We start from the raw sequence: 25,173 nt of genomic DNA on the forward strand, positions 1-25,173 counted from the left end.
ATGGCGGAACTTTCTGCGGATATCGGGGCGCAGTCCCCCGGACGGCTGACCACGGCCGAGGGCGTGCCGCTCAAGCAGGCGCTGGCCCGCGCGCAGTCGCGCGCCAAGCGGCGCGCCGCGATCCTGGTGGCGCCGCTGCTGCTGTTCATCGTGGTGACCTTCGTCTTCCCGATCGGGCAGATGCTCTACCGCTCCGTCCACAATGACGCCTTCGCCCGCAACATGCCCAACATCGGCCTGTGGTTCGCCGACCACCCGGCGGGAACCGCGCCCGACGAGGCCGCCTGGGCGGCGCTCGCCGCCGACCTCAAGCTCGCGCGCGAGAACCGCAGCGCCGGCGAGGTCGGGACCCGGGTGAACTACGAACTCGGCGGCACCCGCTCGCTCTTCACCTCTTCGGCGCGCAAGGCCGACGACCTCGCGCCGCCCTATGCCGACAGCGTCCCGGCGCTGGACGAGGACTGGCGCGATCCGCAGCTGTGGCAGGTGATGCGTGGCGCCTCCTCGGCCTTCACGGCCAGCTTCTACCTTGCGGCGCTCGACCTCACGCGCGATCCCGGCGGCAACATCGTGCGCGTCGAGGAGGGCCGGCGCGTCTACGTCCAGCTGTTCATCAAGACCTTCGTGATGTCGGCCCTGATCACCGCGATCTGCCTGCTGCTGGCCTATCCGGTCGCGCACCTGCTGGCGACGCTGCCGCTGGCGAAATCGAACCTGCTGATGATCCTCGTGCTGCTGCCGTTCTGGACCTCGCTGCTCGTGCGGACGACCAGCTGGATGGTCCTGCTGCAAGAGCAGGGCGTGGTGAACAACATGCTGGTCGCGACCGGCGTGCTCGACGACGGCAACCGGCTGCGGATGATGTACAATCAGGCCGGCACGATCATCGCCATGGTCCACATCCTGCTGCCGTTCATGATCCTGCCGCTCTACTCGGTCATGCGCACGATCAAGCCGGCCTATGTCCGCGCCGCGCGCTCGCTCGGCGCGACCAGCTGGACGGCCTTCCGCCGCGTCTACCTGCCCCAGACCCTGCCGGGGATCGGCGCGGGCGCGCTGCTCGTCTTCATCCTCGCGGTCGGCTACTACATCACCCCCGCCCTCGTCGGCGGCGCCTCGGGCCAGCTGATCTCGAACCTGATCGCCTACCACATGCAGGACAGCCTGAACTGGTCGATGGCCGCCGCGCTCGCCGCGATCCTGTTGGCCGCGGTGCTGCTCCTCTACTGGCTCTACGACCGCCTGATCGGCATCGACAACATGAAGCTGGGCTGACCGCCCCCGCTTTCGCATTGGCCCAAATATCCCGGGGGTCCGGGGGCAGCGCCCCCGGCCTCGGCCCTGCCCCCAAGGACAGACCCATGGCCCTTCCGATCTACGCCTCGCCGCTCGAACGCGCCTGGCACTGGACCTACAAGATCCTCTGCGCGGCGATCTTCCTGTTCCTGATCGCGCCGATCCTGATCGTGATCCCGCTCAGCTTCAACGCCGAGCCCTATTTCACCTTCACCGAGAAGATGCTGTCGTTCGACCCGACCGGCTATTCGATGCGCTGGTACGACCTGCTTCTGACCTTCGGCATGCAGGCCCCGGATGCCGAGCGCGGCGCCAGCTGGTGGATGGATGTCTGGCAGCACGCGACCTGGGTGCAGGTCGCCAAGAACTCGGTCATCGTCGGCTTCTTCGCGACGGTGCTCGCCACGGTGCTGGGGACGCTCGCCGCCCTCGGCCTGTCGCGCCCCGAGATGCCGTTCCGCCGCACGGTGATGGCGGTGCTGATCTCGCCGATGATCGTGCCGATCATCATCACCGCGACCGGGCTCTTCTTCTTCTATTCCTCGGTGCAGATCCGCAACTGGGGCATTCCCTACCTCGGCGTGGTCCTTGCCCATGCCACGCTGGGCATCCCCTTCGTGATCATCACCGTCACCGCGACTCTCGTCGGCTTCGACCATTCGCTGACCCGCGCCGCCGCCTCGCTCGGGGCCTCGCCCTCGACCATCTTCCGCAAGGTGACGATGCCGCTGATCCTGCCGGGCATGATTTCCGGCGCGCTCTTCGCCTTCGTCACCTCGTTCGACGAGGTGGTGGTGGTGATGTTCATCGCCGCCCCCGACGAGCAGACGATCCCGCGCCAGATGTGGAACGGCATCCGCGAACAGATCAGCCCGGCGATCCTCGCCGTCGCGACGATCCTCGTGGTGGTGTCGATCCTGCTTCTGGCGACGGTCGAGTTGCTGCGCCGGCGCGGCGAGAAGCTGCGCGGTCTCAGCCCGCAGTGACGCGCAAGGCGCGGCGGCCTGCGTGGATCAGGGCAGCAGCCCGATCCACGCCCAGCTCGTCAGGATCGAGAGCGCCGTCGCCACCAGCACCGACGAGGCCGCGATGCGCCGGCCCACCCCGTACATGTTGGCGTAGAGATAGGCGTTCGCCCCCGGCGCCATCGAGGCCAGCAGCACCCCCGGGCGCAGGTGGTTCGGCGCCAGCCCGAACACGAAGTGGCCCAGCCCATAGGCGATCACCGGGTGCACCACGAGGCTGGCGAAGACCACGACCCCGATCAGCCGCATGTCGCCCTCGGGGCGATAGCGCCACAGCACGCCGCCCAGGCCGAACAGCGCGACCGGGATCGCGGCGCGGGCCAGAAGCTCGATCCCCTGCACCAGCGGGTCGGGCATCGGCAGGCCGGTCACGTTCACCGCCATCCCCAGCGCCACCCCCAGCACGATCGGGGTGCGCAGGATGCCGCCCACCACCTGCATCGCCAGCCGCGGCCCCGGCACGTTCTGGCCGCGGCTCTTGGCCAGTTCCATCGCGAGGATGCCGAAGCTGTACAGGATCGGCGAATGCACCGCGACGATCGACAGCGCGCCCGGCACGGCATCGGCGCCGAAGGCGCGCTCGGTGATCGGCACCCCCAGCAGCATCGAGTTCGAGAACAGGCAGCAGAAGCCGACCGCGACCGAGTCGACCGGCGGCCGGCCGACGGCGCGGGCGGCGCCGAAGCCCAGGGCGAAGCCCGCGAAGGCGCCGGCGTAGAAGCTGACCAGCAGCCCCAGACTGAAGGTCTGCCCGAGGTCCAGGCGCGACAGCTGGATGAACAGCAGCGCCGGGATGCCGAAGCTTTGGGCGAATTTCATGCAGCCGTCGACGGCGGTCTCGCCGAACAGGCCGCGCCAGGCCGCGATCCAGCCGAACCCGATCAGAACGAAGACCGGGAGGATCGCGTCGGTAAGTGCCTGCATGGTGGGATCAGTCCTGGAGGTCGATGACCATGCCGTCGAAGGCGGGGATCACGTGATCCGGCGTTTCCGCCATCACCCGGTCATGGTCGATGTCGATGTGCATGTTTGTGAGGATGGCGCGCTCGGGCTGGACCCTCCCGATCCAGTCGAGCGCGAGCGAGAGATGGGCGTGGGTCGGATGCGGGCTGTAGCGCAGCGCGTCTATCACGAAGACCTTCAGCCCCTGCAGCAGGGGCCAGGCGGCATCGTAGATCTCCTTCACGTCCGGCAGGTAGGCGAGGCCGCCGATGCGGAAGCCCAGCGCGTCGATCGAGCCGTGATTGACCCGGATCGGGGTGAACCCGATCGGGCCGCCGGCGCCGTCGATGGTGAAGGGCCCCTCGATCGTCATCAGGTCGCAGATCGGCGGATAGCTCGATCCCTTCGGCTGCACGAAGGCATAGCCGAAGCGCGAGGTCAGCGCGTCCTGCGTCGCCCCGTCGGCCCAGACCGGCAGGCGGTTGCCGGTGTTGAAAACGATCTGGCGCAGGTCGTCGATGCCGTGCAGGTGGTCGGCATGCGCGTGGGTCATCACCACCGCGTCCAGCGTGCCGATGCCTGCGGTCAGCAGCTGCTGGCGCATGTCCGGCCCGGTGTCGATCAGGACCCGCGTGATGCCGGCCCCGGTCACGCGCTCGACCAGCAGCGCGCAGCGCAGCCGCGCGTTGCGCGGGTTCGACGGATCGCAGGCGCCCCACAGATTGCCCAGTCGCGGCACCCCGCCCGAGGAGCCGCAGCCAAGCACGGTGAAGCGCAGCACTGCCATCAGGTCGGCACCCGGCCCGGCACTTGACCCGGCACCCGGCCCGGCACCCGCGCGCGCGAGAACAGCCGGTCGAAATTCTCCGAGGTGACCCGCGCGAACTCGGCATAGTCCATGCCGAAGGCCTCGGCGCCGACCTTCGCGGTCAGGGCGGTGAAGGCGGGCTCGTTGCGTTTGCCGCGATGCGGCGGCGGCGCGAGATAGGGGCTGTCGGTCTCGACCAGGATCCGGTCGCGCGGCGCGGCGGCGAAGATCTCGCGCAGCTCGGTCGAGCGCGGGAAAGCCGCGATCCCCGACATCGACAGGTAGAAGCCCAGCTCCAGCACCGCGGCGGCGAGCGCGGCCGAGGACGAGAAGCAGTGCATGACGCAGCTGTAGGCGCCGGCGCGGAATTCCTCGGTCAGGATCCGGGCCATGTCGTCGTCGGCATCGCGCGAGTGGATGATCAGCGGCAGGCCGGTCCGGCGGCAGGCCTCGATGTGGCGGCGCAGGCTTTCCTGCTGCACGTCCTTGCTCTCGGCGGTGTAGTGATAGTCGAGCCCGGTCTCGCCGATCGCGACGAATTTCGGATGCGCGGCCAGCGCGACCAGCGTCTCGACCTCGATCAGCGGCTCCTCGTGCACGCGCATCGGGTGCACGCCCGCGGCGTAGAAGACGCCGTCATGCGCCTCGGCGATGGCGCGCACCACCGGCTCGCGGTCCATGCGGGTGCAGATCGTCACCATGCGCGTCACCCCCGCGGCGCGGGCGCGGGCCACGATCTCGCCCTGCTGCCCGTCGAAATCCGGGAAGTCGAGGTGGCAGTGGCTGTCCACGATCTGGGGAGCGGCGGCAGGGGAGGGGGCCGCGGTCGTCGTATCGGAAGGGTCGGTCATCAGAAGGGGCTGTCCTCAGCCGGCGATCTCGGCCGCCGTCTCGTTCACCTTGAGAACCATATCCATGAGAAGCGCGGCAGGGTCAAGGTTGACCGCCCGTCCGGCCCGGGCACGGGCGCCAAGCTCCTGCGCCTTCGCCGCCCAGAGCCGCGCGGCATGCGGATGCGGCGACAGGCGCATCAGAACCTCGGCCTCGCCCGGGGCGGCGGGCGTGCCCGGCGGGCCCAGCACGCCCACGCGCGCCAGCCGCGACAGTGCCAGGTCGAGCAGGCCCAGGGTCAGCTCGAACCGTTCCTCGGCGCCGCGGGCGGCGGCCTGCTCGGCCATCTGCAGCGCCCGGCCGCGATCCAGCCGCGGCATCGAGCCCAGAAGATCGATGATCCGCCCGTAAAGCGCGAGCCCCTCGCCGGTCACCAGCCGCATCGCCGCGCCGACCGAGCCACCGGCGAGTTCGGCAAGCGCGGGCGCGTCCTCGGGGCGGGCCTCGACCCCCGCATCCTCGAGCGCGGCGGCGATCTCGGCCGGGCCGAGCGGCGCAAGCTTCAGCTCGCGGCAGCGCGAGCGGATCGTCGGCAGCAGCCCCGCGGGCCGGTGCGCGATCAGGATCAGCACGGCGCGCGCGGGCGGTTCCTCGAGCAGCTTCAGAAGCGCGTTCGCGGCCGAGACGTTCATCTCGTCGGCGCAATCGATGATCACCACCCGCCGTCCGCCATCGACGGCCGAGAGGCCGAAGAAGGAATGCAGGCGGCGCACCTCCTCGACCCCGATGACCTGCTTCAGCCGGCCGGTCTTCTCGTCGTAGGGGCGGCGCAGCAGGAACAGGCCCGGGTCGGACAGGGCCGCGACCCGCCGCGTGACGGGATGGTCGCCGGGAATGTCGAGCGTGTCGGGCACCGGCGGTGCGCCGAACAGCCCGTCGTCGGCGCCGGGATCGGGCGTGGCCAGCAGGAACCGCGCCATCCGCCAGGCCAGCGTCGCCTTGCCGATGCCCTGCGGCCCGGTCAGCAGCCAGCCGTGGTGCATCCGCCCCGTCGCGAAGGCCTCGAGGAACCGCGCCTCGGCAGCCTGCTGGCCATACAGCATCCGGGTCTCGCGCGGGTGCGGGACGCCTTCGACGCGATCGGGTTCGGGCGGCGGATCGTCGAGATCGGCCTTGCGCGGCGCCCTCATGCCGTCATCCCGGCCAGCGCGCCGGCCACGGTGCGGGCGACGTCGGCCGCGACCTCGGCCGGGGGGCGCGCGCCGTCGATGACCCGGATCCGGTCGGGAAACTCGTCCGCCAGCGCCAGGAAGCCGTCGCGCATCCGGGCCTGCATCGCCTCGCCCATGTTCTCGAACCGCTCCTCGGTGCCCTGGCGGGCCAGCGCGCGCGACAGGCCGACGGCCGGGTCGATGTCGATCAGCAGCGTCAGGTCCGGCTCGCGCCCGATCATCAGCGCGTGCAGCCGGTCCACCAGCCCGCGCAGGTCGCCGCGGGTGATGCCCTGGTACAGCCGCGTGCTGTCGGCGAACCGGTCCGAGATCACGACCGCGCCGCGCCCGAGCGCCGGCAGCACCCGCTTTTCCATGTGGTCGCGGCGCGCGGCGGTGAACAGCAGGCACTCGGTCTCGGGCGACCAGCGGTCGGCCTCGCCCTGCAGAAGCAGCGCGCGGATCTCCTCGGCGCCGGGGCTGCCGCCGGGCTCGCGCGTCAGCACGACCTCGTGCCCCGCCGCGGCGAGGCTCTCGGCCAGCATCCGTGCCTGCGTCGACTTGCCCGACCCGTCGATGCCCTCGAAGGTGACGAAGATCCCCGGCACGGCGCCTCAGTTCGTCTCGGCCGCGCCGGCCTCGCCGACGAAGCGGCCGATCAGCGCGTCGGTCGCGACCTCGAGCCGCTTGGCGAACCCGCCCATCGGCACGTCGGCCTCGGCCACCAGCGGCACCTTGACCATGTCCATGCCCGGGATGGTGATCTGCAGCTCTCCCAGCGCCTGGCCCTTGGCGATCGGCGCCGCGATCGGGCCGTCATAGATCGCTTCGGCGGTGATGCCCTCCTGCGACAGCGACGGGATCAGCATCTTGACGTCATGCTCGACGACCAGCCCGACCGACGCGGCATTGCCCATGTGCACCTCGGCCTCGGCCAGGCGCTGCCCGCCGGGGGCGATGGTGCGCAGCGCGAACTGGCGGAAGGCCCAGTTGACGATTGCCTCGCTTTCCTGCGCCCGCGCGGTGTCGCTCGACAGGCCGGCCAGCACCAGCACCACGCGCCGCCCGTTGCCGTTCTCGATCGCCGAGCCGACGACGCCGTAGCCGGCCTCTTCGGTATGGCCGGTCTTCAGGCCGTCGGCGGTCCAGTCGCCCTCGTTCGAGACGCGCAGCAGCGGGTTGCGGTTGTTGCCGTTGGCGGGCACCCGGCCCTGGTAGTTGAAGCCCGACATCGCGAAGAACGGATAGAGGTCGGGGAATTCGGTGATCAGGCGGGTCGCGATCAGTCCGAGGTCATGCGCGGTCATCACCTGGCCGGGGTCGGGCCAGCCCGAGGCATTGGCGAAATGCGAACCGGTCATGCCCAGCTGCTCGGCCCGCATCGTCATCTGCCGCGCGAAGTTCTCCTCGGACCCGGCCAGACCCTCGGCGACCACGACGCAGGCGTCGTTGCCCGAGTTGATGATGATGCCGTGGATCAGCTCTTCGACGGTGGGCCGGTCGCCGGGCTTGACGAACATCTTCGACCCGCCCATCCGCCAGGCCTTCTCCGAGACCGGGAAGGTGGTTTCCATCGACACGTCGCCGCGCTTGATCGCCTCGAACAGCAGGTTCAGCGTCATCAGCTTCGACATCGACGCCGGCGGCATCGGCTCGTCGGCGTTCTTGTCCAGAAGAACGGTCTGCGTGGTCAGGTCGTAGACCCAGGCATGGCGGGCGGCGGTCTCGAACGCGGCGGCGGGCAGTGCGGTCGAAGCCAGCAGAGCCGCGGCGGCAAGGGCGCGTTTCAGCATCGGGTCGGACCTCCGTGTCAGGGTCGGCGTAAACGGGGCGGCGGGTCGGCCGACGCCCCGGCAGGGCGGCGGCCGGGCGTGATCAGCGGCTGACGGCGTAGGCGTCAGGATAGCCCAGCGACTTCACCTTGGCGATGGCGGCGCTGCGGTCGGCCTCGGAGGCGAAGGGCCCGGTGACGACGCGCCAGAAGGTCTTGCCCTGGCTTTCGTCGCGGCGGGTCTCGGCGGTCAGGCCCGCATCCTGCATCTGCTTGCGGGCGCGGCCGGCATTGGCCTCGACGCTGAAGATGCCGATCTGGACATAGGCACGCTTGAGCGCGCCGGCGACAGGCGCTGTCGCGGCGGCGCCGCTGGTCGCGCCGGCAGCCGGGGCAGGGGTGCGCGGCGCAGTGGCGGCCAGCGTCGACATCGCGCTCGCCGCGGTCGAGGCGCCCGAGGCGGGGCCGGCGCTCGCGGGCGGCGTGGTCGGGCGGGCGGGGGTCTCGGCCGCGGCCACGGTCGCGTCGGTCTCGGTGCCGGTCGCGGCCGGCGCGGCTTCGGGGGCGGCTTCCTCGCGGCGCAGCGCGGTGATCTGCAGGTTGGCCGGCTGCCCCGCCAGCATCCCCAGCGCGCCCGCGGCATCCGACGATACCTGGATCCGCGGCCCGGGCATGTCGCGTTCGCGGCGGAACAGCGCGCCGATCACGAAGGCATCGGTCTTGGTGTTGCGGATGATGACCCGTTCGGGGTCCTTCACCTCGGGATGCGCGACCCAGACACCGCCCAGCGACGGCCGTCCGTCCCAGAGGCCGTCATCGGTCGCCTGGAACACCTCGGGTGCCTCGACGTCGCGGTCGACCAGCTGCACCGAGCTTGGCGCGCTGCCGCCCGAGGTGCCGGCGGCCCCGCGGTTGCCGATCAGCGGCAGGGAATTCTGGCACGCGGCAAGCGCGATCAGCGCCGGGGCGATCAGGATCAGGCCGTGCCTGCGCCTGCCGCCCATCTCGGACGCGCCGATCGTCGGAGCCAGCGCCGTCCGCGCCCCCGGTGTCCCGCTCATGCCTGCTCCCTTCACGCGGCCGCTCGCCGCCGGTCTGCCTGTCTCTCGTCACCCGCCGTCCGACCCTTCGCCGGGGCCGCGTCGGCGGATCTGCGCTCTGTCACGCTTGTGGCCGGATCCTATCCGACCGCCGCGATGCTGGGAAGGCTCTAGCGGGCCGGGGCAGGGGCTGTACAGATCCGTAAGGGACAGCGCCCTTTCAGAATCATGTGAACGCCGCTACCCCCGGGGGCGTGGAAGCGTGGCCGAGTGGTTGAAGGCTCCAGTCTTGAAAACTGGCGTACCCGCAAGGGTATCGTGGGTTCGAATCCCACCGCTTCCGCCACACTTCGACAGCGCCCGCACGAAAAAGGGGCCGGCCATCGGCCCGCCCCTTCCTGTCCTCGCGCCCTGTCCTCGGGCAGGGGCCCGGCGCCGCGCGCCGGGACGCCCGGGTCACTCCACCGGCTGGACGGCGGCGAGACCCTTCAGGATGTCGATCGCATAGGCCATCTGGTAGTCGTCCTGGCGCAGCTTCGCGGCGGCGGCGGCCTGGGCCCGCTCTTCCTCGGCCTGCTTCTTCTCGTCCTCGGTCATCGAGTCGTTCGAGATCGCGCCGCGCAGGTCGGCCTCCGAGCGCTGCCGCACGGCCGAGGCCGGGCCGTCCTCGTCATCGGTGGTCTCGGCCGGGCGCTGTTCGACGACGATGTCGGGGTTGATCCCCAGCGCCTGGATCGAGCGGCCCGAGGGCGTGTAGTAGCGCGCCGTGGTCAGGCGCATCGCGCCGTCGCCCTTCAGCGGGATCACCGTCTGGACCGAGCCCTTGCCGAAGGACTTGGTGCCCACGACGATCGCGCGGTGATGGTCCTGCAGCGCGCCCGTGACGATCTCCGAGGCCGAGGCCGAGCCGCCGTTGATCAGGATCACCACCGGCTTGCCCTGGGCCATGTCGCCCGGCTCGGCGTTGTAGCGCTCGCTGTCCTGGGTGTTGCGGCCGCGGGTCGAGACGATCTCGCCCGCGTCGAGGAAGGCGTCGGACACCGAGATCGCCTGGTTCAGCAGGCCGCCCGGGTTGTTGCGCAGATCGAGGATGAAGCCGTTGACCTTGTCCATGCCGCCCGCGTCCTCGACCGACTTCTTCAGGTCGGCCTGCAGGCCGGGGAAGGTCTGGTCGTTGAAGGACGAGATCCGCAGCACCACCGACTTGCCCTCGACCCGGCTGGTGACCGACTGCACCTTGATCGTGTCGCGGGTCAGCGTCAGGTCGAAGGGCTCGGGCGTGCCCTCGCGGGCGATGGTGATGGTGATGTCCGACCCGACCGGGCCGCGCATCATGTCCACCGCCTGGTCCAGCGTCAGGCCCATCAGGCTCTCGCCGTTGACATGGGTGATGAAATCGTTGGGCTGCACGCCCGCCTCGGCCGCCGGGGTGCCGTCGATCGGCGAGACGACCTTGACGAAGCCCTCTTCCTGCGTGACTTCGATCCCCAGCCCGCCGAACTCGCCGCGGGTCTGCACGCGCATGTCGGCGAAGTCGTCGGGGGGCATGTAGCTCGAATGCGGGTCGAGCGAGGTCAGCATGCCGTTGATCGCGGCCTCGATCAGCTTCTTGCTGTCGGGCGCCTCGACATACTGGGCGCGGATGCGCTCGAAGATGTCGCCGAAGAGATCGAGCTGTTCGTAGACGGAGGAATCGCGCTTGGCCTCCTGGGCGAGCAGCGGCCCCGCGACCTGGGTGGTCAGCAGCGCCCCCGCAACGGTGCCGCCCAGCGCGGCAATCACGAATTTCTTCATCTTTCAGTCATCCCTGTTTCGGTGAACCATTCGGACGGGTCCACGGGGCTTCGTCCCTGTCTCAATTCCACGTAGAGCGTCTCGGTGCGCTCCGCTCCGCCGCCCTGCTGCGCGGCCGCCAGAAACTCGCGTCCACCGGGTTCGGCGCCGCCCATCAGGCCGACCGGTGCGCCGGCCTCGATCACGTCGCCGACGGCACCATAGACCGTCCCGAGCCCGGCCAGAACCAGAAGATAGCCGGAGGCAGGCTCCAGAATCATCACGTTTCCGTAGTCGAGCAAGGGCCCGCGATAGCGGATCGTCGCGGCCCAGGGCGTGGTGACCAGCGCCGCGGGCCGGGTCGCCACCACCAGGCCGGGGCGACGGATGCCGGCGGCATCGGCCTCTCCGGCGCGGCGCAGGATCCGGCCCAGCACCGGCATCGGCAGGCTGCCCTTGGCCCCCTCGAAATCCAGCATCGGCGGGCCGATGTCGCTTTCCAGCCGCGCGATTCCGTCGGTGAAGCTTTCCAGCGACTCGGCGCTCTCGCGCAGGCGCGTCAGCTCCTCGGGCTCGGCCAGGAAGCGGGTGGGCATGTCGGTGCGGTCCTGCATCGCCTGGCTCAGCGCGGTGCGCGCCTCCTGCGCGGCGGCAAGGCCCGCCGACAGCAGGTCCACCGACTGCTCCTGCACTTTCCGGATCGCCGCGACCTCGTGCAGGTCGGCCGCCAGGTCGGTGGCCTCGGCCTGCAGCGCCGGCGTCACGTCGCCCAGGATCATGCCGGTGCGCACCGCGGCCTCGGGGCCGTCGGGATGCAGCAGCGTCACCGGGGCGGGGCTGTCCTGCATCGCCATCATCGCGCCCAGAAGCTGGCTGACCCGCAGCCGCCGCGCCTCGAGGTCGACGCCGATCTCCTGCTCGCGCAGGCTCGCGCGGCGCAGGCCCTCGCGCAGGTCCGACAGGCCGGATTCGTACGCGCGGATCGTGCGGCTGAGCGCGTCGACCTGCTCGCGCCCCGTCCCCGCCCGCCCGAGCGCCTCGATCGCCGCGCGCAGCTCCTCGGCCGCGGTGACGGCGCCGTCGGCGGCGGTCACCGGCCGGGGCGGCGCACCGCGTGCCGCGCCCGGGGGGATCTCGCCCTGCGCGCGCGCGGGCTCGGCCCCGGGCCAGATCGCGGCAAGGGACAGGCCGGCGACGCCGGCCACGGCAAGGGCGAGACCCGCACGCGGTGTCATGGATGGACGATCAGGCTCTCGCCGGTCATCTCGGCGGGTTTCTCAAGACCCATCAGGGCCAGCAGCGTCGGCGCGAGGTCGGCGAGCCGGCCCGCGCGCAGCCGCGCGCCCGCCGGTCCGCCGATCAGGGCCACCGGGACGGGGTTCGTGGTATGGGCGGTGTGGGGGCCGCCGGTCTCGGGGTCGATCATCGTCTCGCAATTGCCGTGGTCGGCGGTCAGCACCATCGCGCCGCCGGCCTCGGCCAGCGCCGCGGTCACCGCGGCAAGCCCGCGGTCCACCGCCTCGCAGGCCGCGATCGCCGCCGGCAGGCTGCCGGTGTGGCCGACCATGTCGGGATTGGCATAGTTCACCACGATCAGGTCGTAGCCGTGACGGATCGCGCCCACGAACTGCTCGGTCACCTCTTCGGAGGACATCTCGGGCTGCAGGTCGTAGGTCGCGACCTTGGGCGATTTCGGCATGAACCGGTCCTCGCCCGCCTCGGGCTGTTCCTTGCCGCCGTTGAGGAAGAAGGTGACGTGGGGGTATTTCTCGGTCTCGGCCAGCCGGAACTGCGTCAGCCCCTGCTTGGCCACCCATTCGCCCAGCGTGTTGACGATGGTCTGCTTGGGGTAGCAGGTGGTCATGAAGGCGTTGTGCGCCTTGGAATAATCGACCATCCCCAGCAGCGCCGCCCAGGCCGGGCGCGGGCCGGTCTCGAACCCGTCGAACTCCGGCGCGCCGATCGCCAGCAGGATCTCCCGCGCGCGGTCGGCGCGGAAGTTCAGGCAGAAGAAGCCGTCGCCATCCCGTGCGCCGGCGAAGCCGTCGATGACCGTGGGGGCGATGAATTCGTCGGTCTCGTCGCGGGCATAGGCGGCCTCGACCGCGGCGACGGCATCGGTGGCGGTGCCGCCCTCGGCCTTGACCATCGCGTCATAGGCGCGCCCGACCCGCTCCCAGCGGTTGTCGCGGTCCATCGCGTAATACCGGCCGATCACGGTGGCCACGGTCGCGCCCGCGGGCAGCCGCGCCACCAGGTCGGCCACGAAGCCCGCCGCCGAGGACGGCGCCACGTCGCGCCCGTCGGTGATCGCGTGCAGCGCCACCGGCACGCCCGCGCCGGTCACCGCCCTGCAGGCCGCCAGCACGTGTTCGATATGGCCGTGCACGCCGCCGTCCGACACGACGCCCATCAGGTGCGCGGTGCCGCCCGAGGCCTTCAGCCGCTCGCAGAACGCCGCCAGCGCGGCATTGTCGAAGAAGCTGCCGTCCTCGATGGCAAGGTCGATCTGGCCGAGGTCCATCGCCACGACCCGGCCCGCGCCGATGTTGGTGTGGCCGACCTCGGAATTGCCCATCTGGCCGGTCGGCAGGCCGACATCGGGGCCGTGGGTGATCAGCGTGGCATGGGGGCAGGTGGCCATGATCCGGTCGAAGGTCGGCGTCTCGGCCTGTGCCGGCGCGTTCCCCTCGATCTCGTCCCGCTGACCCCATCCGTCGAGGATGCACAGAACAACGGGTTTCGGCGTCATGGGAATTCTCCTGTCGCGGGGCGCGCGCGGGCCCTTGATACTGGCCCGCGCCGCGGCGTTCAACAGGGGCGGGGCCTAGATCGCGCTGGAATGACCGGCGCGCGACAGGTCGTAGGCGTCGAAGCAGCGCGCGATCATCCGCGTCAGCGGCCGCGCGCGCTCGGGCACCACCAGCCCCGCGCCGGTGATCTCGACCATCTCGGGGAAGGCGCGCCAGGCCTCGGCATAAAGCGCCGACAGCTGTGCCGGCGTCGCGCCGAACGCCTCCGTCAGCTCGGCGCTGTCGATGCGGAAATCGCACATCACCGCCTCGATCATCCGCGCCCGCAGCCGGTCCTCGGGCGTGAAGAGATGCCCGCGCGCGGTCGAGAACCGGCCCTCGCGCACCGCGCGCTGGTGGTCCGAGGTCGCGGGCGCGTTCTGCGCGTAGCCCTGCGGGAAGCGCGAGATCGACGAGGCGCCAAGCCCGATCAGCACCGGGGCGGCATCCTCGGTATAGCCTTGGAAGTTGCGCCGCAGGCGTCCCTCGCGCGCGGCGCGCGCCAGGCCGTCATGGGGCCGGGCGAAGTGGTCGATGCCGATCTCGTCATAGCCGTCCCAGGTGAACAGCGCGCGCGCGGTCTCGAACAGCGCCAGCCGCTCCTCGGGCGTGGGCAGGGACTCGGACGGGATCATCTGCTGGCGCCGCGCCATCCAGGGCACATGCGCATAGCCGTAAAGCGCGACCCGGTCGGGCGAAAGCGACAGCAGCTGCTGCACCGAGGCCGCGATCCGCGCCGGGCTCTGGTTCGGCAGGCCGTACAGGATGTCGGCGTTGAGCGAGGCGATCCCGCGGGCGCGCAGCCCCGCGACCGCGGCCGCGGTCACGCCATAGCTCTGCTCGCGCCCGATCAGGTGCTGGATCTCGGGGTCGAAGTCCTGCACCCCGATCGAGGCGCGGTTCATCCCCGCCGCCGCCAGCGCGTCAAGCCGGGCGGCGTCGATCTCGTTGGGGTCGATCTCGACCGAGAATTCCCAGTCCTCCGTCGGCGGCACCGCCTCGGTGATCGCGGCGGCCAGCCGGGTGATCTCGGGCGCGCCCAGCAGCGTCGGCGTGCCGCCGCCCCAGTGCAACCGCGCCAGCCGCACGCCGGGGGCAAGCCGCTCGCGCAGCAGCGCGACCTCGGCCAGCAGCACCTCGACATAGGCGCGCACCGGCTCGTCGGATTTCGTGCCCTGCGTCCGGCAGGCGCAGAACCAGCACAGCCGCCGGCAGAACGGCACGTGCAGATAAAGCGAGATCGCGGCCCCGGCCGGGACCGCGGCGATCCAGTCGCCGAATTCCCCGGCGCCGATCGCGGCCGAGAAATGCGGGGCGGTCGGATAGCTCGTGTAGCGCGGCACCCGCGCGTCGAAGAGCCCCAGCCGAAGCAGTTGCGATTGCGTTGTCATGCTTTTACGCTGGCGCAATCCACGAGTACGGACCTTGATTTGGGTCAAAGGACGCCATGACGATCCAATCCGCGCCTGACCTGTCGCTCAATTGCGGCGATTGCCCGATCCGGCATCGCGCCGTCTGCGCCCGCTGCGAGAGCGACGAGCTGAAGCGGCTTGAGGACATGAAGACCTACCGCAGCTACGAGGCCGGGCAGACCGTGGTCTGGGCCGGGGACGAGATGGATTTCGTGGCCTCGGTCGTGTCGGGAATCGCCACGCTGACCCAGGCGCTCGAGGACGGGCGCACCCAGATGGTGGGCCTGCTGCTGCCGTCGGATTTCGTCGGCCGCCCGGGGCGGTCGCGCGCGGCCTATACCGTCACCGCGACCTCGGACCTGCTGATGTGCTCGTTCCGCCGCAAGCCGTTCGAGCTGATGCTGGCCGAGACGCCGAGCGTGGCGCAGCGGCTGCTGCAGATGACGCTCGACGAGCTGGACGCGGCGCGGGAATGGATGCTGCTCCTGGGCCGCAAGAGCGCGCGCGAGAAGATCGCGAGCCTGCTTGCGATCATCGCCCGGCGCGACGCGACGCTGCGGCTGACCTCGCCGCAGGGGCGGATAAACTTCGATCTGCCGCTCACGCGCGAGGCGATGGCCGACTACCTGGGCCTGACCCTGGAAACGGTGAGCCGCCAGATCTCGGCGCTCAAGCGCGACGGGGTGATCGAGCTTGAGGGCAAGCGCCACGTCACCGTGCCCGATTTCGACGAGCTCCTTGCCGAGGCCGGCGACGACAGCGACGGCGGCGCGCTGATCTAGGCCAGGCCCAGCCGCGCCATCGCCTCGGCGAGCGAGCGCGCCTCGAGATCCGCGGCACGGTCCTGGCTGTCGATCATGTCGGGGATCTGCACCACCGCCATCCCGGCAGCCTTGGCCGCGCGCACGCCGATGTCGCTGTCCTCGATCGCGAGGCAGCGCCCGGGCGCGATCCCGATCCGCCGCGCGGCCTCGAGGTAGATGCCCGGCGCGGGCTTGCCCTCGGGCGCGAGATCGCGGCCCACCACGGTGCCCAGCCGCCCCTGCAGGCCCGCGCGCTCGATCTTCCACAGCGCGCTCTCGGTGCCGCTGTTGGTCGCCACCGCCCGCGGCAGGCCGCGCGCGTCCAGCACGTCGAGCATCTCGGTCACGCCGGGCTTCAGCGGCACGCCCTCGGCCAGCGCGGCGCGGAACGCCGCCCCCAGCGCGGCATTGGTCACGTGAAAGTCCAGCTCGCGGCCCAGCCACTCGCAGATCATCACGAAGCCGGCCTGCGCGTCGATGCCGACCAGGCGGTGCATCACCTCGCGCGGGACGGGGTGGCCGAGTGCGGCCATCGTCGCGACGCCGGTGTCCAGCGCCACCGCCTCGGTGTCGAGAAGCGTGCCGTCAAGGTCGAAGATGATCGCGTCGAAGGCGAAGCGGTCGCGGGAAATATCCATCCGTTACCGCTAACGCGATCGGCGCGGAATGGAAAGCCGACACGCCGGGCGGCGCCGGTGACGCTGCGGCCCCGCGCCGCCCCGGCACTGGCCGCAGCGGTGCCGTGCGCCTAGCCTTGGCGCGGCGGCAGGATGGAGGCAGAGCCATGACCGGAATCGTGATCCTCTCGGCCCGGCGCACCGCGATCGGCGGGTTCGGCGGCAGCCTTTCGGGCCTCGCGCCCTCGGCGCTGGCCGCGACCGTCACCCGCGCGGCGCTGGCCGACGCGGGCGTCGACCCGGCGGCGGTGGGGCAGGTGGTCTTCGGCCACGTGATCAACACCGAGCCGCGCGACATGTACCTGTCGCGGGTCGCGATGATCGAGGCCGGGATCCCGCACCAGAGCGCCGCGATGAACGTGAACCGGCTCTGCGGTTCGGGGGCGCAGGCCATCGTCTCGGCCGCGCAGGCGTTGGCGCTGGGCGAGGCCGAGATCGCCGTCGCCGGCGGCGCCGAGGTGATGAGCCGCGCGCCCTTCGCCCTGACCAGCGCCCGCGCCGGCCAGAAGATGGGCGACACCACCGCGGTCGACATGATGACCGGTGCGCTGACCTGCCCCTTCGGCACCGGCCACATGGGCGTGACGGCCGAGAACGTGGCCACGGAATACGGCATCAGCCGCGCCGATCAGGACGCCTTCGCGCTGGAAAGCCAGACCCGCGCCGCCCGCGCGATCGCCGCCGGGCATTTCGCCGGCCAGATCGTGCCGGTCGCGCTGGCGGGGCGCCGCGGGACCACTCTGTTCGATCGCGACGAGCATCCGAAGGCGACCTCGGCCGAGGCGCTGGCGGGGCTGCGGCCGGCGTTCCGCAAGGACGGCTCGGTGACCGCCGGCAATGCCAGCGGCATCAACGACGGCGCGGCGGCGCTGGTGCTGGCGCACGAGTCGGCGGCCGCGCGTGCGAACCTCGCGCCGGTCGCGCGGATCACCGGCTGGGCCGTCGCCGGCGTCCGGCCCGAGATCATGGGCATCGGGCCGGTGCCCGCGGTCGAGGCGCTGCTGCACAGGACCGGGCTTGCCGCGGCCGATTTCGACGTCATCGAATCGAACGAGGCCTTCGCGGCCCAGGCGCTGGCGGTGAACCGGTCGCTGGGGCTCGACCCCGCGAAGGTGAACCCCAACGGCGGCGCCATCGCGCTGGGCCACCCGGTCGGCGCGACCGGCGCGATCCTTGCGGTGAAGGCGATCCACGAGCTGCGGCGCGCCGGCGGGACCCGCGCGCTGGTGACCATGTGCATCGGCGGCGGGCAGGGGATCGCGCTGTCGCTGGAACTGGTCTGAAACCGACCTCGGGCGTAGACTGGTCTGACATCTTTGCGGTGCAGGATGCGCAGGGCCGGGGCCAGCGGCGCAAGATCGGCGGGGGCAGTCGCGTCACGATGCGCGGCACTCCGCGAATCCGTCGTGTTGCGTCGTTTTCTGACGACGGCTTTTCGCCGCTTTGCCGCATGATCCGCTCGATGGGGCGGCGCAGGCCGTCCCCTTTGTTCCAAGCCCAAACCTCCCGGGCCGATGAGGACCACGATGCGCGACGCCGACGCCCTTGCCCTGCTGATGACGCGGAAGAAGAACTTCGCCCTTCCGCAGCCCTTCTACAACGATCCCGGCCTGTTCCAGGTCGATCTGGAGAAGTTCTGGTACCGCGACTGGCTGTTCGCGACACCGGCCTGCGACCTGCCGAAGACCGGCAACTACATCACCATGCAGGTCGGGGCCTACCCGGTGCTGGTGGTGCGCGGCGGCGACGGCAAGATCCGCGCCTTCCACAACACCTGCCGCCACCGCGGCCAGCGGCTGTGCTCCTCGACCAAGGGCACCAACCCCAAGCTCGTCTGCCCCTACCACCAGTGGACCTACGAGCTTGACGGCAAGCTGCTCTATGCCCGCGACATGGGGCCGGAATTCGACGCCTCGAAATACAAGCTGAAGGAAGTGCACTGCCGCGAGGCCGGCGGCATGGTCTTCGTCTGCCTGGCCGAGGAAGCCCCCTCGTTCGACCTGCTGGCCGAGCGGATGCAGGCCTACATCGGCCCCCACAAGCTCGACGACTGCAAGGTCGCCTTCGAATCGACCATCGTCGAGAAGGGCAACTGGAAGCTGGTGATCGAGAACAACCGCGAGTGCTATCACTGCTCGGGCTCGCACCCCTCGCTGTGCCGCACCTATTCCGACAGCCCGACCATGACCGCGATGGACGGCCCCGATTCGGCCGCGCCCGAGATCATGGACCACTGGAAGCGCTGCGAGGCCGCGGGCCTGCCGTCGCGCTTCACCAACAAGGCCGACTTCCAGTGGCGGCTGGCGCGGATCCCGCTGCTGAACAATGCCGAGTCGTTCACGATGTCGACCAAGGCCGCCGTGTCCAAGCGCATGGGCGACGTGCCGTTCAACGACGCCGGCAGCCTGCTGTTCTACCACTACCCCAACAGCTGGAACCACTTCCTGGCCGACCACGCCATCGTCTTCCGCATCCTGCCGATCTCGCCCGAAGAGACGCTGGTGACCACCAAGTGGCTGGTCCACAAGGACGCGGTCGAGGGCGTGGACTACGACCTGCAGAAGCTGACCGAGGTCTGGATCGCCACCAATGACGAGGACCGTCAGGTCGTCGAGGAAAACCAGTACGGCATCAACTCGCCCGCCTACGAACCCGGCCCCTACTCGACCCTGGTCGAGGAAGGCGTGATCCAGTTCGTCGACTGGTACTGCGACATGATGGGCCAGCGCCTGACGGGCCGGTCGATCATGGCCGCGGAATAAGCCGATGACGTTCTCGGTCTACAATGCCGGTCCCTGGACCGACGCCGAAGCACTGGAATGCACCATGGTCATTCCCGAGGCGCCGAACTGCGCCTCGTTCTGCTTCCGCGCGCCGTCGGGCAACTGGTTCGACTTCGCGCCGGGCCAGTTCCTGACCATCGAGCTGCCGATGCCCGGCGGCCCCGAATGGCGGACCTACACGATCTCGTCCTCGCCCTCGCGGCACCTGTCCCTGACGATCACCGTCAAGGCGCAGGAGGGCTCGAAGGCGTCGCGCTGGATGCTCGACCATCTCAAGCCGGGGATGAAGATCAAGGCGATGGGGCCGGGGGGCGTGTTCCGCCTCAAGGACGACGCGCCGCGCAAGTACCTGTTCATCTCGGCGGGGTCGGGCGTCACGCCGATGATGTCGATGGCGACCTACCTGTGGGACACGGGCGTGCAGCCCGACGTCGTGATGATCAACTGCGCGCGCACGCCGCAGGACCTGATCTTCCGCCAGCGGCTGGAGCACATGGCCAGCCGCACGCCGGGCCTCAAGCTGCAGTTCGTGGTGCGCGAGGATGACCCCTACCGCACCTGGACCGGCTACAAGGGCCGGTTCAACGCGCTGATGCTGGGCCTGATGGCCCCGGACTACCTGGAACGCGAGGTCTTCTGCTGCGGCCCCGACGGCTTCATGACCTCGGTGCGCGAGATGCTCTATTCGCTCGGCTACGACATGGAGCATTACCACCAGGAAAGCTTCCACGCCCCGGCCGAGACCGCGGCCGAGGTCCCGGTGCACGAGGACATCGTGCCCTCGGACGACAACATGGCCGAGGTCGAGTTCGTCAGCTCGGGCAAGGTCGCGACCTGCCGCGAGACCGACACCGTCCTGCAGGTGGCCAAGGGCGCGGGGCTCAACATCCCCTCGGGCTGCACCTTCGGCGTCTGCGGCACCTGCAAGGTGAAGAAGACCGCCGGCGAGGTGGTCATGGTCCACAACGGCGGCATCTCGGACGAGGATGTCGAGGATGGCTACATCCTCGCCTGCTGCTCGAAGCCGATCGGCAAGGTCGCGGTCGAGGTCTGACCGCAAGGCCCCGGCCCGGCGGTCGCCGGCCCGATAGCCGGCACAGGTGTGAAGGCCCCGCTCCCGGACAGGGCGGGGCCTTTTCGCGTCAGTAGCCCGCGGCGCGGTCGACCTGCCACAGCAGCGGCTCGCCAGCCTCGTGGCGGCGGATGTTGGTCACGATGTTGATCGCGCCCTGCCGCGGGTCCAGCCGCCCCGCGACATGCGGCGTGACGATGCAGTTCGGCAGCGTCCAGGCCATGTGGCCCTCGGGCAGCGGCTCGACGTCGAAGACGTCGACGACGGCATTGGCGACATGGCCGCTTTCCAGGGCCGCCTTCAGCGCCGCGAAGTCGCACTGCGCCCCGCGCCCGGCATGGACCAGACCGGCGCCCGGCTTCATCGCCGCGAAGAACGACGCGTCCATCAGCCCGCGCGTGGCCTCGGTCAGCGGCAGCAGGCAGACCACCACGTCCGAGATCGCCAGCAGCTCGGTCAGCCCCTCGGGGCCAGACAGGCAGGTCACTCCCTCGACCGTCTTCTGGCTGCGCGACCAGCCCGCGACCTTGAAGCCCAGCGGCCGCAGCAGCTCGGCCGACAGCTGGCCGATCTCGCCAAGGCCGAGGATGCCGACGGTGGTGTCCGCCGCCATCGCCGGCGTGCGGGCCTGCCAGTCGCCGGCCTGCTGCTGCGCGACATAGCGCGGCAGGTCGCGGGCGCAGGCGAAGCACGACATCACGATGTATTCCGCCACCCGGCGCAGGTTCGACGGGTCGACCATGCGGATCAGCGGGACATGGGCGGGCAGGTGCGCGAACTGGTCGACGCCGGCGCTGACCGCGAACAGCACCTCGAGGTTGCGGTAGACCGACAGGTCGGCCGGCGGCTGCCAGCTGAACATGTAGCGCACGCTGTCGGGATCGGTGACCTCGGTCTCGATCGGCACGTGCGGCAGCTCGGCCGCGAAGATCTCGCGGAACATCGCTTCGCGCTGCGCGTCGGTTGACTGGAACCAAAAGACCATAGGCTTCTCCTTATCAGCGGGTTGTGACCCGATTTGCGCCTCCCTGATCAGCCCCTTTTACGGCGCAGGTCGCGCGCGTCCAGCCCCGCGTACCAGCGGGTGAGCAGCCGCGCCACCTGCGGGGCCAGCGGGCGGAACGGCACGCGGGGAAACTCCAGCCGGTCGAACGGCAGCTCGCCGCCGCCCCCGCCCGCGATCTTGCGCGCCAGCGCCTGCGCGAAGAAGATCGACCGCGTGACGCCCGAGCCGCAATAGCCGCCCAGATGCCACATCCCCTCGATCCGGTTCAGGTGCGGCGCGTGGTCGGCGGTATAGGCGATCTTGCCGTACCACAGATGCTCGAACGCCTCGGGTCCCAGCGCCGGGAAGATCCGCGCGACCTTCGCCGCGACCTGCCGCCTCTGGCGCTCGGGGCTCGCGGTGCGGTCGGCCATCCGGCCGCCGAAGATGAACCGCGTCCCGCAGGGCGAGGGCCGCGACCACAGGAACACGCGCCCGGTCTCGCCATGCATCCGCAGCCCCGGCGACATCTCGCGGATCCGCTCGGGCGCCATCGCCCGCGTCGCCGCCACGGTCACCCAGATCGGCACGACGCGATCGTTCATCGTCGGCAGCCGGCGGTCGGAATAGCCGTTGGTGGCGATGACCACCTCGTCCGCCCGCACTTCGCCCTGCGCGGTGCGCAGCAGGTGCCCGCCCGCCTCGGGTCTCAGGCCGGCGACGGGGCAGTGGCTGCGGATCTCGACGCCCGCCGCCTCGGCCCGCTGCGCCAGCGCATTGACCAGCTTCTTCGGATGCAGGCCGCCGTCGCGGGGGTAGATCACGCCGCCGACATAGGCGTCCGAGCCGATCTGCGCCCGCGCGCCCGCGGCATCCACCGGTTCGAAGGGCAGCCCGACCTGATCGCGCAGCCGGGCGCATTCGGCCAGCATCCCGCGCAGGTCGGTCTCGGTCCGCGCGCCGCGGAACCGCCCCGTCAGGCGGAAGTCGCACTCGAGGCCCTCGTCGGCCACGAACCGCTCGAACGCGTCCAGCGCCTGCATCCCCGCGCCCATCAGCGCCTGCGCCGCCTCGGGGCCATAGGCGCGGGTCAGCCCGGCCATGCCCAGCTTGTGAAAGCTGGGCCCGACCATGCCGCCGTTGCGCGACGAACAGCCGAAGCCCACCGTCTCGGCCTCGAGCACCAGCACGCTGCGGCCGAGCCGCGCGAGGAACAGCGCGGCGGCCAGCCCGGAATAGCCCGCGCCGATCACCGCCACGTCATAGCGCGGCAGCGGCTGGCGGATCAGCGGGACATGGTCGGGGACATCGAGATCCCACAGAGAGGGCGAGACGGCGGGCATGTGAAACCTCGGTCAGGGTCGCCCGGTTGTCGCAGCTGCGCGGCCCTGCGTCCAATAGGTTCGATCCGCACAGGCATGCCGGAATGTTATCCTGCCGGCGGCGTCGCCAGCCGCCTGGCAAGCTTGTCGACCAGCGCGCTGCCCGCGGGCGACAGCCGCGCGCCCGGCGGCTTCAGCACCGCCACGTCCATCGGCTCGGCCAGGTCGAAGGCCCGCGACGGGCGGCAACCCGACGCCGAAGCCGCGCCGCACGAAGGCGCCGACCACGTTCGCAAGATGGCTGCGCAGCACCTTGCGGACGGCCCCGATCTGTCGGTGCGGGGTCATCCATAACATCCGCACATGCTTGGCGGCATTCTCGTCGGCGATGAAATGTGCGAAACCCGGTCCGACCCATTCCGACACCCAGTCCACGCCCGAGGTTTCCATGCAGATCGGCCCCCGCATCCCCCGCATCCGTGCCGCCGGCAGCGACGGCTGGGAGATCGTCTATCGCGCCCGCGCGCTGATGGCGGCGGGCGAGCCGGTGATGAACCTCACGATCGGCGAGCCCGACCGCACCACCGACCCGCGGGTGCTGACCGCGATGCACGAGGCGGCGATGGGCGGGCTGACCGGCTACACCTTCGGCCCCGGCCTGCCCGAGCTGCGCCGCGCCATCGCCGAGCGGGTGACCGCCCGCACCGGCACGCCGACCGCGCCCGAGAACGTCATCGTCACCCCGGGCGGGCAGGCCGCGCTGTTCGCCGCGCACATGGTGCTGTTGTCCGAGGGCGACACCGGGCTTTACGTGACCCCGCATTACCCCACCTATCCCTCGACGATCCTGGCCACCGGGGCCACGCCGGTCGCGGTCGCCGCCAGCGCCGAGTCCGGCTTCCAGCCCACCGCCGCCGCGGTGCTGGCGGCGCAGGCCCGCACCGGCGCGCGCAGCCTGCTGATCAACACGCCCAACAACCCGACAGGCGTCGTCTACACGCCCGCCACGGTCGAGGCGATCGCCGGCGCCTGCCGCGCGGCCGACCTGTGGCTGATCTCGGACGAGGTCTACGACACCCAGGTCTGGGAGGGCCGCCACCTCAGCCCGCGCAGCCTTCCGGGCATGGCCGAGCGCACCGTGGTCATCGGCTCGATGTCGAAGAGCCACGCGATGACCGGCTCGCGGCTGGGCTGGCTGGTCGCCCCGACCGAGGTGATCGAGGCCGCGACCGTGCTGGCCACCAACACCACCTACGGCGTCGTGCCCTACATCCAGAAGGGGGCGCTGGCGGCGCTGGACCTCGGCCCCGGCTTCGAGGAAGAGATCGCCGCCCCGTTCCGCCGCCGTCGCGCGCTGGTGCAGGCGGCGGTGGCGGGCAGCGCCATCGTCTCGACGGCGCCGGCGGCGGGGGCGATGTACGTCATGCTCGACATCCGCGCGACCGGGCTGTCGGGCGAGGCCTTCGCCCGCCGCCTGATCGAGGAGAAGCGCATCGCCGTCATGCCCGGCGAAAGCTTCGGCGCCGCGGCGGCCGGGCACCTGCGCATCGCGCTGACCCAGCCCGACGAGGTGCTCTCGGCCGCGATCACCGAGCTTGTGGCCTTCGCCGAGGCGCTGGTCCCGGCTCAGTAACCGCGCGACAGGTCGACAAGGTGCAACAGCGGCGCCCCCGCCTCGGCGCGGGCGACGTTCTCGGCGATGACCTCGCTCGCGGTCGCGGGCCGGGTCGCGGCGGCGAGATGCGGTGTCACGGTGATCCGCGGTTCGGCCCAGAACGGGTGGTCGGCCGGCAGCGGCTCGGTCCGGAACACGTCGAGCGTCGCATGCGACAGCTGCCCCGAGGCCAGCGCCGCCAGCAGGGCGTCATCGTCGATCAGCTGGCCGCGCGCGGGATTGATCAGCACCGCGCCCGGTGCCAGCCGCGCCAGCGCCGCCGCGTCGATCAGGTTCTCGGTCTCGGGGGTGAAGGGCGCGAGCAGCACGAGGATCTCGGCCCCCGACAGCGCCTCGGCGAAGCCCGCGCGGCCTGACAGGCAGCGCACCCCGGCGATGTCGCGCGGCGACCGGCTCCAGCCGGTGACCGGGAAGCCAAGCGCGACCAGCGCCTGCGCCGCCGCCGCGCCCAGCGCGCCCAGGCCGACCATCGTCACCCGGCGCTCGCTCGCCAGCGGCGGCGCGGCCCGGCCCGACCAGGGGCCCGCGCTGCCAAGGATGTCGGCATCCATCCCCAGGTGGTGGCGCAGCACGTGGCCGGCGACGTATTCGACCATGCCCGCGGTCAGCGCCGGCTCGACCATCCGCGCCAGCGGCATGGTGATCGTCGGGTTGCCCACCAGCTTCTCGCAGCCGGCCCAGAGGTTCAGCATCGCCTTCGCGCCGGTGAAGGGCGCGAAGTCGCGGGTGACCGCGCCGTTGGCGACGACGATGTAGTCGACGGCGGCGGGATCGGGCGCCTCGGTCGAGATCTCGGCCGCGATGCCGCGGCGGGCCAGCGCCTCGGCCAGCGGCCCTTCGTACTCGGGCCAGAGGGCGGGCGGGGCGGCGAACCAGATCCGGGCGGTCATGTCTTCCAGTCTTCGATATCGGCCCTCAGGGCGGGCCAAGGGGGGCAGGGGACCCGCCCCGGCGA

Annotated in this window: 22 protein-coding genes and 1 tRNA gene; 8 read left to right on the plus strand and 15 right to left on the minus strand. The window is 71.0% G+C overall.

Annotated elements, in window-relative coordinates; genetic code table 11:
• A complete protein-coding gene (locus V8J39_RS19530; RefSeq protein ID WP_336462641.1) occupies positions 1 to 1,275 on the plus strand; it encodes an ABC transporter permease in 1,275 nt (424 codons plus the stop codon).
• Positions 1,276 to 1,361: 86 nt separating this feature from the next.
• Positions 1,362 to 2,282, plus strand: coding sequence for an ABC transporter permease (locus V8J39_RS19535; RefSeq protein ID WP_336462642.1), 921 nt, complete (start codon positions 1,362 to 1,364; stop codon positions 2,280 to 2,282).
• Between the two features lie 27 nt (positions 2,283 to 2,309).
• On the opposite strand, the gene V8J39_RS19540 is transcribed toward V8J39_RS19535, so the two are convergent.
• The 7 genes from V8J39_RS19540 to V8J39_RS19570 all read right to left on the minus strand — a co-directional run bounded on the left by V8J39_RS19540 (position 2,310) and on the right by V8J39_RS19570 (position 8,945).
• Positions 2,310 to 3,245 carry an AEC family transporter gene (locus tag V8J39_RS19540; protein ID WP_336462643.1) on the minus strand — a complete coding sequence of 312 codons (936 nt, stop codon included), beginning with the start codon at positions 3,243 to 3,245 and terminating at the stop codon, positions 2,310 to 2,312.
• Positions 3,246 to 3,252: 7 nt separating this feature from the next.
• Positions 3,253 to 4,050 carry an MBL fold metallo-hydrolase gene (locus V8J39_RS19545; RefSeq protein ID WP_336462644.1) on the minus strand — a complete coding sequence of 266 codons (798 nt, stop codon included), beginning with the start codon at positions 4,048 to 4,050 and terminating at the stop codon, positions 3,253 to 3,255.
• Positions 4,050 to 4,922 (minus strand): TatD family hydrolase, encoded by an 873-nt coding sequence (locus V8J39_RS19550; RefSeq protein WP_336462645.1) that lies wholly within the window; start codon positions 4,920 to 4,922, stop codon positions 4,050 to 4,052. The genes V8J39_RS19545 and V8J39_RS19550 overlap by 1 nt, the downstream gene beginning before the upstream one ends.
• A 15-nt stretch (positions 4,923 to 4,937) precedes the next feature.
• The gene (locus V8J39_RS19555) at positions 4,938 to 6,092 is read right to left on the minus strand and encodes a DNA polymerase III subunit delta' (RefSeq protein WP_336462646.1); all 1,155 of its coding nucleotides are present in this window, start codon (positions 6,090 to 6,092) and stop codon (positions 4,938 to 4,940) included.
• On the minus strand, positions 6,089 to 6,721 hold the full coding sequence (gene tmk / locus V8J39_RS19560; protein ID WP_336462647.1) for a dTMP kinase: 633 nt from the start codon (positions 6,719 to 6,721) through the stop codon (positions 6,089 to 6,091). Before tmk ends, V8J39_RS19555 begins: the two co-directional genes overlap by 4 nt.
• Before the next feature lie 6 nt (positions 6,722 to 6,727).
• Positions 6,728 to 7,906, minus strand: a complete 1,179-nt coding sequence (locus V8J39_RS19565; RefSeq protein WP_336462648.1) for a D-alanyl-D-alanine carboxypeptidase family protein — start codon at positions 7,904 to 7,906, stop codon at positions 6,728 to 6,730.
• An 82-nt stretch (positions 7,907 to 7,988) separates the two neighbouring features.
• The gene (locus V8J39_RS19570) at positions 7,989 to 8,945 is read right to left on the minus strand and encodes an SPOR domain-containing protein (protein ID WP_336462649.1); all 957 of its coding nucleotides are present in this window, start codon (positions 8,943 to 8,945) and stop codon (positions 7,989 to 7,991) included.
• Positions 8,946 to 9,180: 235 nt separating this feature from the next.
• Here V8J39_RS19570 and V8J39_RS19575 point away from each other — a divergent pair.
• A tRNA-Ser gene (locus tag V8J39_RS19575) sits at positions 9,181 to 9,270 on the plus strand.
• 110 nt (positions 9,271 to 9,380) lie between these two features.
• Here V8J39_RS19575 and V8J39_RS19580 read toward each other — a convergent pair.
• The 4 genes from V8J39_RS19580 to hemN form a co-directional block, all read right to left on the minus strand.
• Entirely contained in the window at positions 9,381 to 10,718 is a 1,338-nt protein-coding gene (locus V8J39_RS19580) for a S41 family peptidase (protein WP_336462650.1), read from the minus strand.
• The gene (locus V8J39_RS19585) at positions 10,715 to 11,932 is read right to left on the minus strand and encodes a murein hydrolase activator EnvC family protein (RefSeq protein WP_336462651.1); all 1,218 of its coding nucleotides are present in this window, start codon (positions 11,930 to 11,932) and stop codon (positions 10,715 to 10,717) included. The genes V8J39_RS19580 and V8J39_RS19585 overlap by 4 nt, the downstream gene beginning before the upstream one ends.
• Positions 11,929 to 13,449: a 2,3-bisphosphoglycerate-independent phosphoglycerate mutase gene (gene gpmI, locus V8J39_RS19590; protein WP_336462652.1), complete on the minus strand. Its 1,521-nt coding sequence runs from the start codon at positions 13,447 to 13,449 to the stop codon at positions 11,929 to 11,931. The genes V8J39_RS19585 and gpmI overlap by 4 nt, the downstream gene beginning before the upstream one ends.
• Before the next feature lie 75 nt (positions 13,450 to 13,524).
• Positions 13,525 to 14,880, minus strand: a complete 1,356-nt coding sequence (gene hemN, locus V8J39_RS19595; protein ID WP_336462653.1) for an oxygen-independent coproporphyrinogen III oxidase — start codon at positions 14,878 to 14,880, stop codon at positions 13,525 to 13,527.
• Between the two features lie 56 nt (positions 14,881 to 14,936).
• Here hemN and fnrL point away from each other — a divergent pair, with 56 nt between their 5' ends.
• Positions 14,937 to 15,683, plus strand: coding sequence for a transcriptional regulator FnrL (gene fnrL / locus V8J39_RS19600; RefSeq protein WP_336462654.1), 747 nt, complete (start codon positions 14,937 to 14,939; stop codon positions 15,681 to 15,683).
• Here the strand turns inward: fnrL and V8J39_RS19605 are convergent.
• Positions 15,680 to 16,342, minus strand: a complete 663-nt coding sequence (locus V8J39_RS19605; RefSeq protein ID WP_336462655.1) for an HAD family hydrolase — start codon at positions 16,340 to 16,342, stop codon at positions 15,680 to 15,682. The two genes, fnrL and V8J39_RS19605, sit on opposite strands and share 4 nt — an antisense overlap.
• 146 nt (positions 16,343 to 16,488) lie before the next feature.
• On the opposite strand from V8J39_RS19605, the gene bktB reads away from it, so the two are divergent.
• The 3 genes from bktB to V8J39_RS19620 all read left to right on the plus strand — a co-directional run bounded on the left by bktB (position 16,489) and on the right by V8J39_RS19620 (position 20,218).
• The gene (gene bktB / locus V8J39_RS19610) at positions 16,489 to 17,664 is read left to right on the plus strand and encodes a beta-ketothiolase BktB (protein ID WP_336462656.1); all 1,176 of its coding nucleotides are present in this window, start codon (positions 16,489 to 16,491) and stop codon (positions 17,662 to 17,664) included.
• A gap of 243 nt (positions 17,665 to 17,907) precedes the next feature.
• Positions 17,908 to 19,143: an aromatic ring-hydroxylating oxygenase subunit alpha gene (locus V8J39_RS19615; RefSeq protein ID WP_336462657.1), complete on the plus strand. Its 1,236-nt coding sequence runs from the start codon at positions 17,908 to 17,910 to the stop codon at positions 19,141 to 19,143.
• Positions 19,144 to 19,147: 4 nt separating this feature from the next.
• A complete protein-coding gene (locus tag V8J39_RS19620; RefSeq protein WP_336462658.1) occupies positions 19,148 to 20,218 on the plus strand; it encodes a hybrid-cluster NAD(P)-dependent oxidoreductase in 1,071 nt (356 codons plus the stop codon).
• A gap of 88 nt (positions 20,219 to 20,306) precedes the next feature.
• Here the strand turns inward: V8J39_RS19620 and V8J39_RS19625 are convergent, their stop codons facing one another.
• Complete coding sequence (locus V8J39_RS19625; RefSeq protein ID WP_336462659.1) at positions 20,307 to 21,221, minus strand: 2-hydroxyacid dehydrogenase; 915 nt, start codon at positions 21,219 to 21,221, stop codon at positions 20,307 to 20,309.
• A 47-nt stretch (positions 21,222 to 21,268) separates the two neighbouring features.
• On the minus strand, positions 21,269 to 22,564 hold the full coding sequence (locus V8J39_RS19630) for an NAD(P)/FAD-dependent oxidoreductase (RefSeq protein ID WP_336462660.1): 1,296 nt from the start codon (positions 22,562 to 22,564) through the stop codon (positions 21,269 to 21,271).
• Positions 22,565 to 22,991: 427 nt separating this feature from the next.
• On the opposite strand from V8J39_RS19630, the gene V8J39_RS19635 reads away from it, so the two are divergent.
• Complete coding sequence (locus V8J39_RS19635; RefSeq protein ID WP_336462661.1) at positions 22,992 to 24,176, plus strand: pyridoxal phosphate-dependent aminotransferase; 1,185 nt, start codon at positions 22,992 to 22,994, stop codon at positions 24,174 to 24,176.
• Here the strand turns inward: V8J39_RS19635 and V8J39_RS19640 are convergent.
• Positions 24,170 to 25,108: an NAD(P)-dependent oxidoreductase gene (locus V8J39_RS19640; RefSeq protein ID WP_336462662.1), complete on the minus strand. Its 939-nt coding sequence runs from the start codon at positions 25,106 to 25,108 to the stop codon at positions 24,170 to 24,172. The two genes, V8J39_RS19635 and V8J39_RS19640, sit on opposite strands and share 7 nt — an antisense overlap.
• Between the last annotated feature and the right edge of the window lie 65 nt (positions 25,109 to 25,173).

The organism is Frigidibacter sp. MR17.24 (assembly GCF_037095655.1).
GTDB lineage: Bacteria > Pseudomonadota > Alphaproteobacteria > Rhodobacterales > Rhodobacteraceae > Frigidibacter.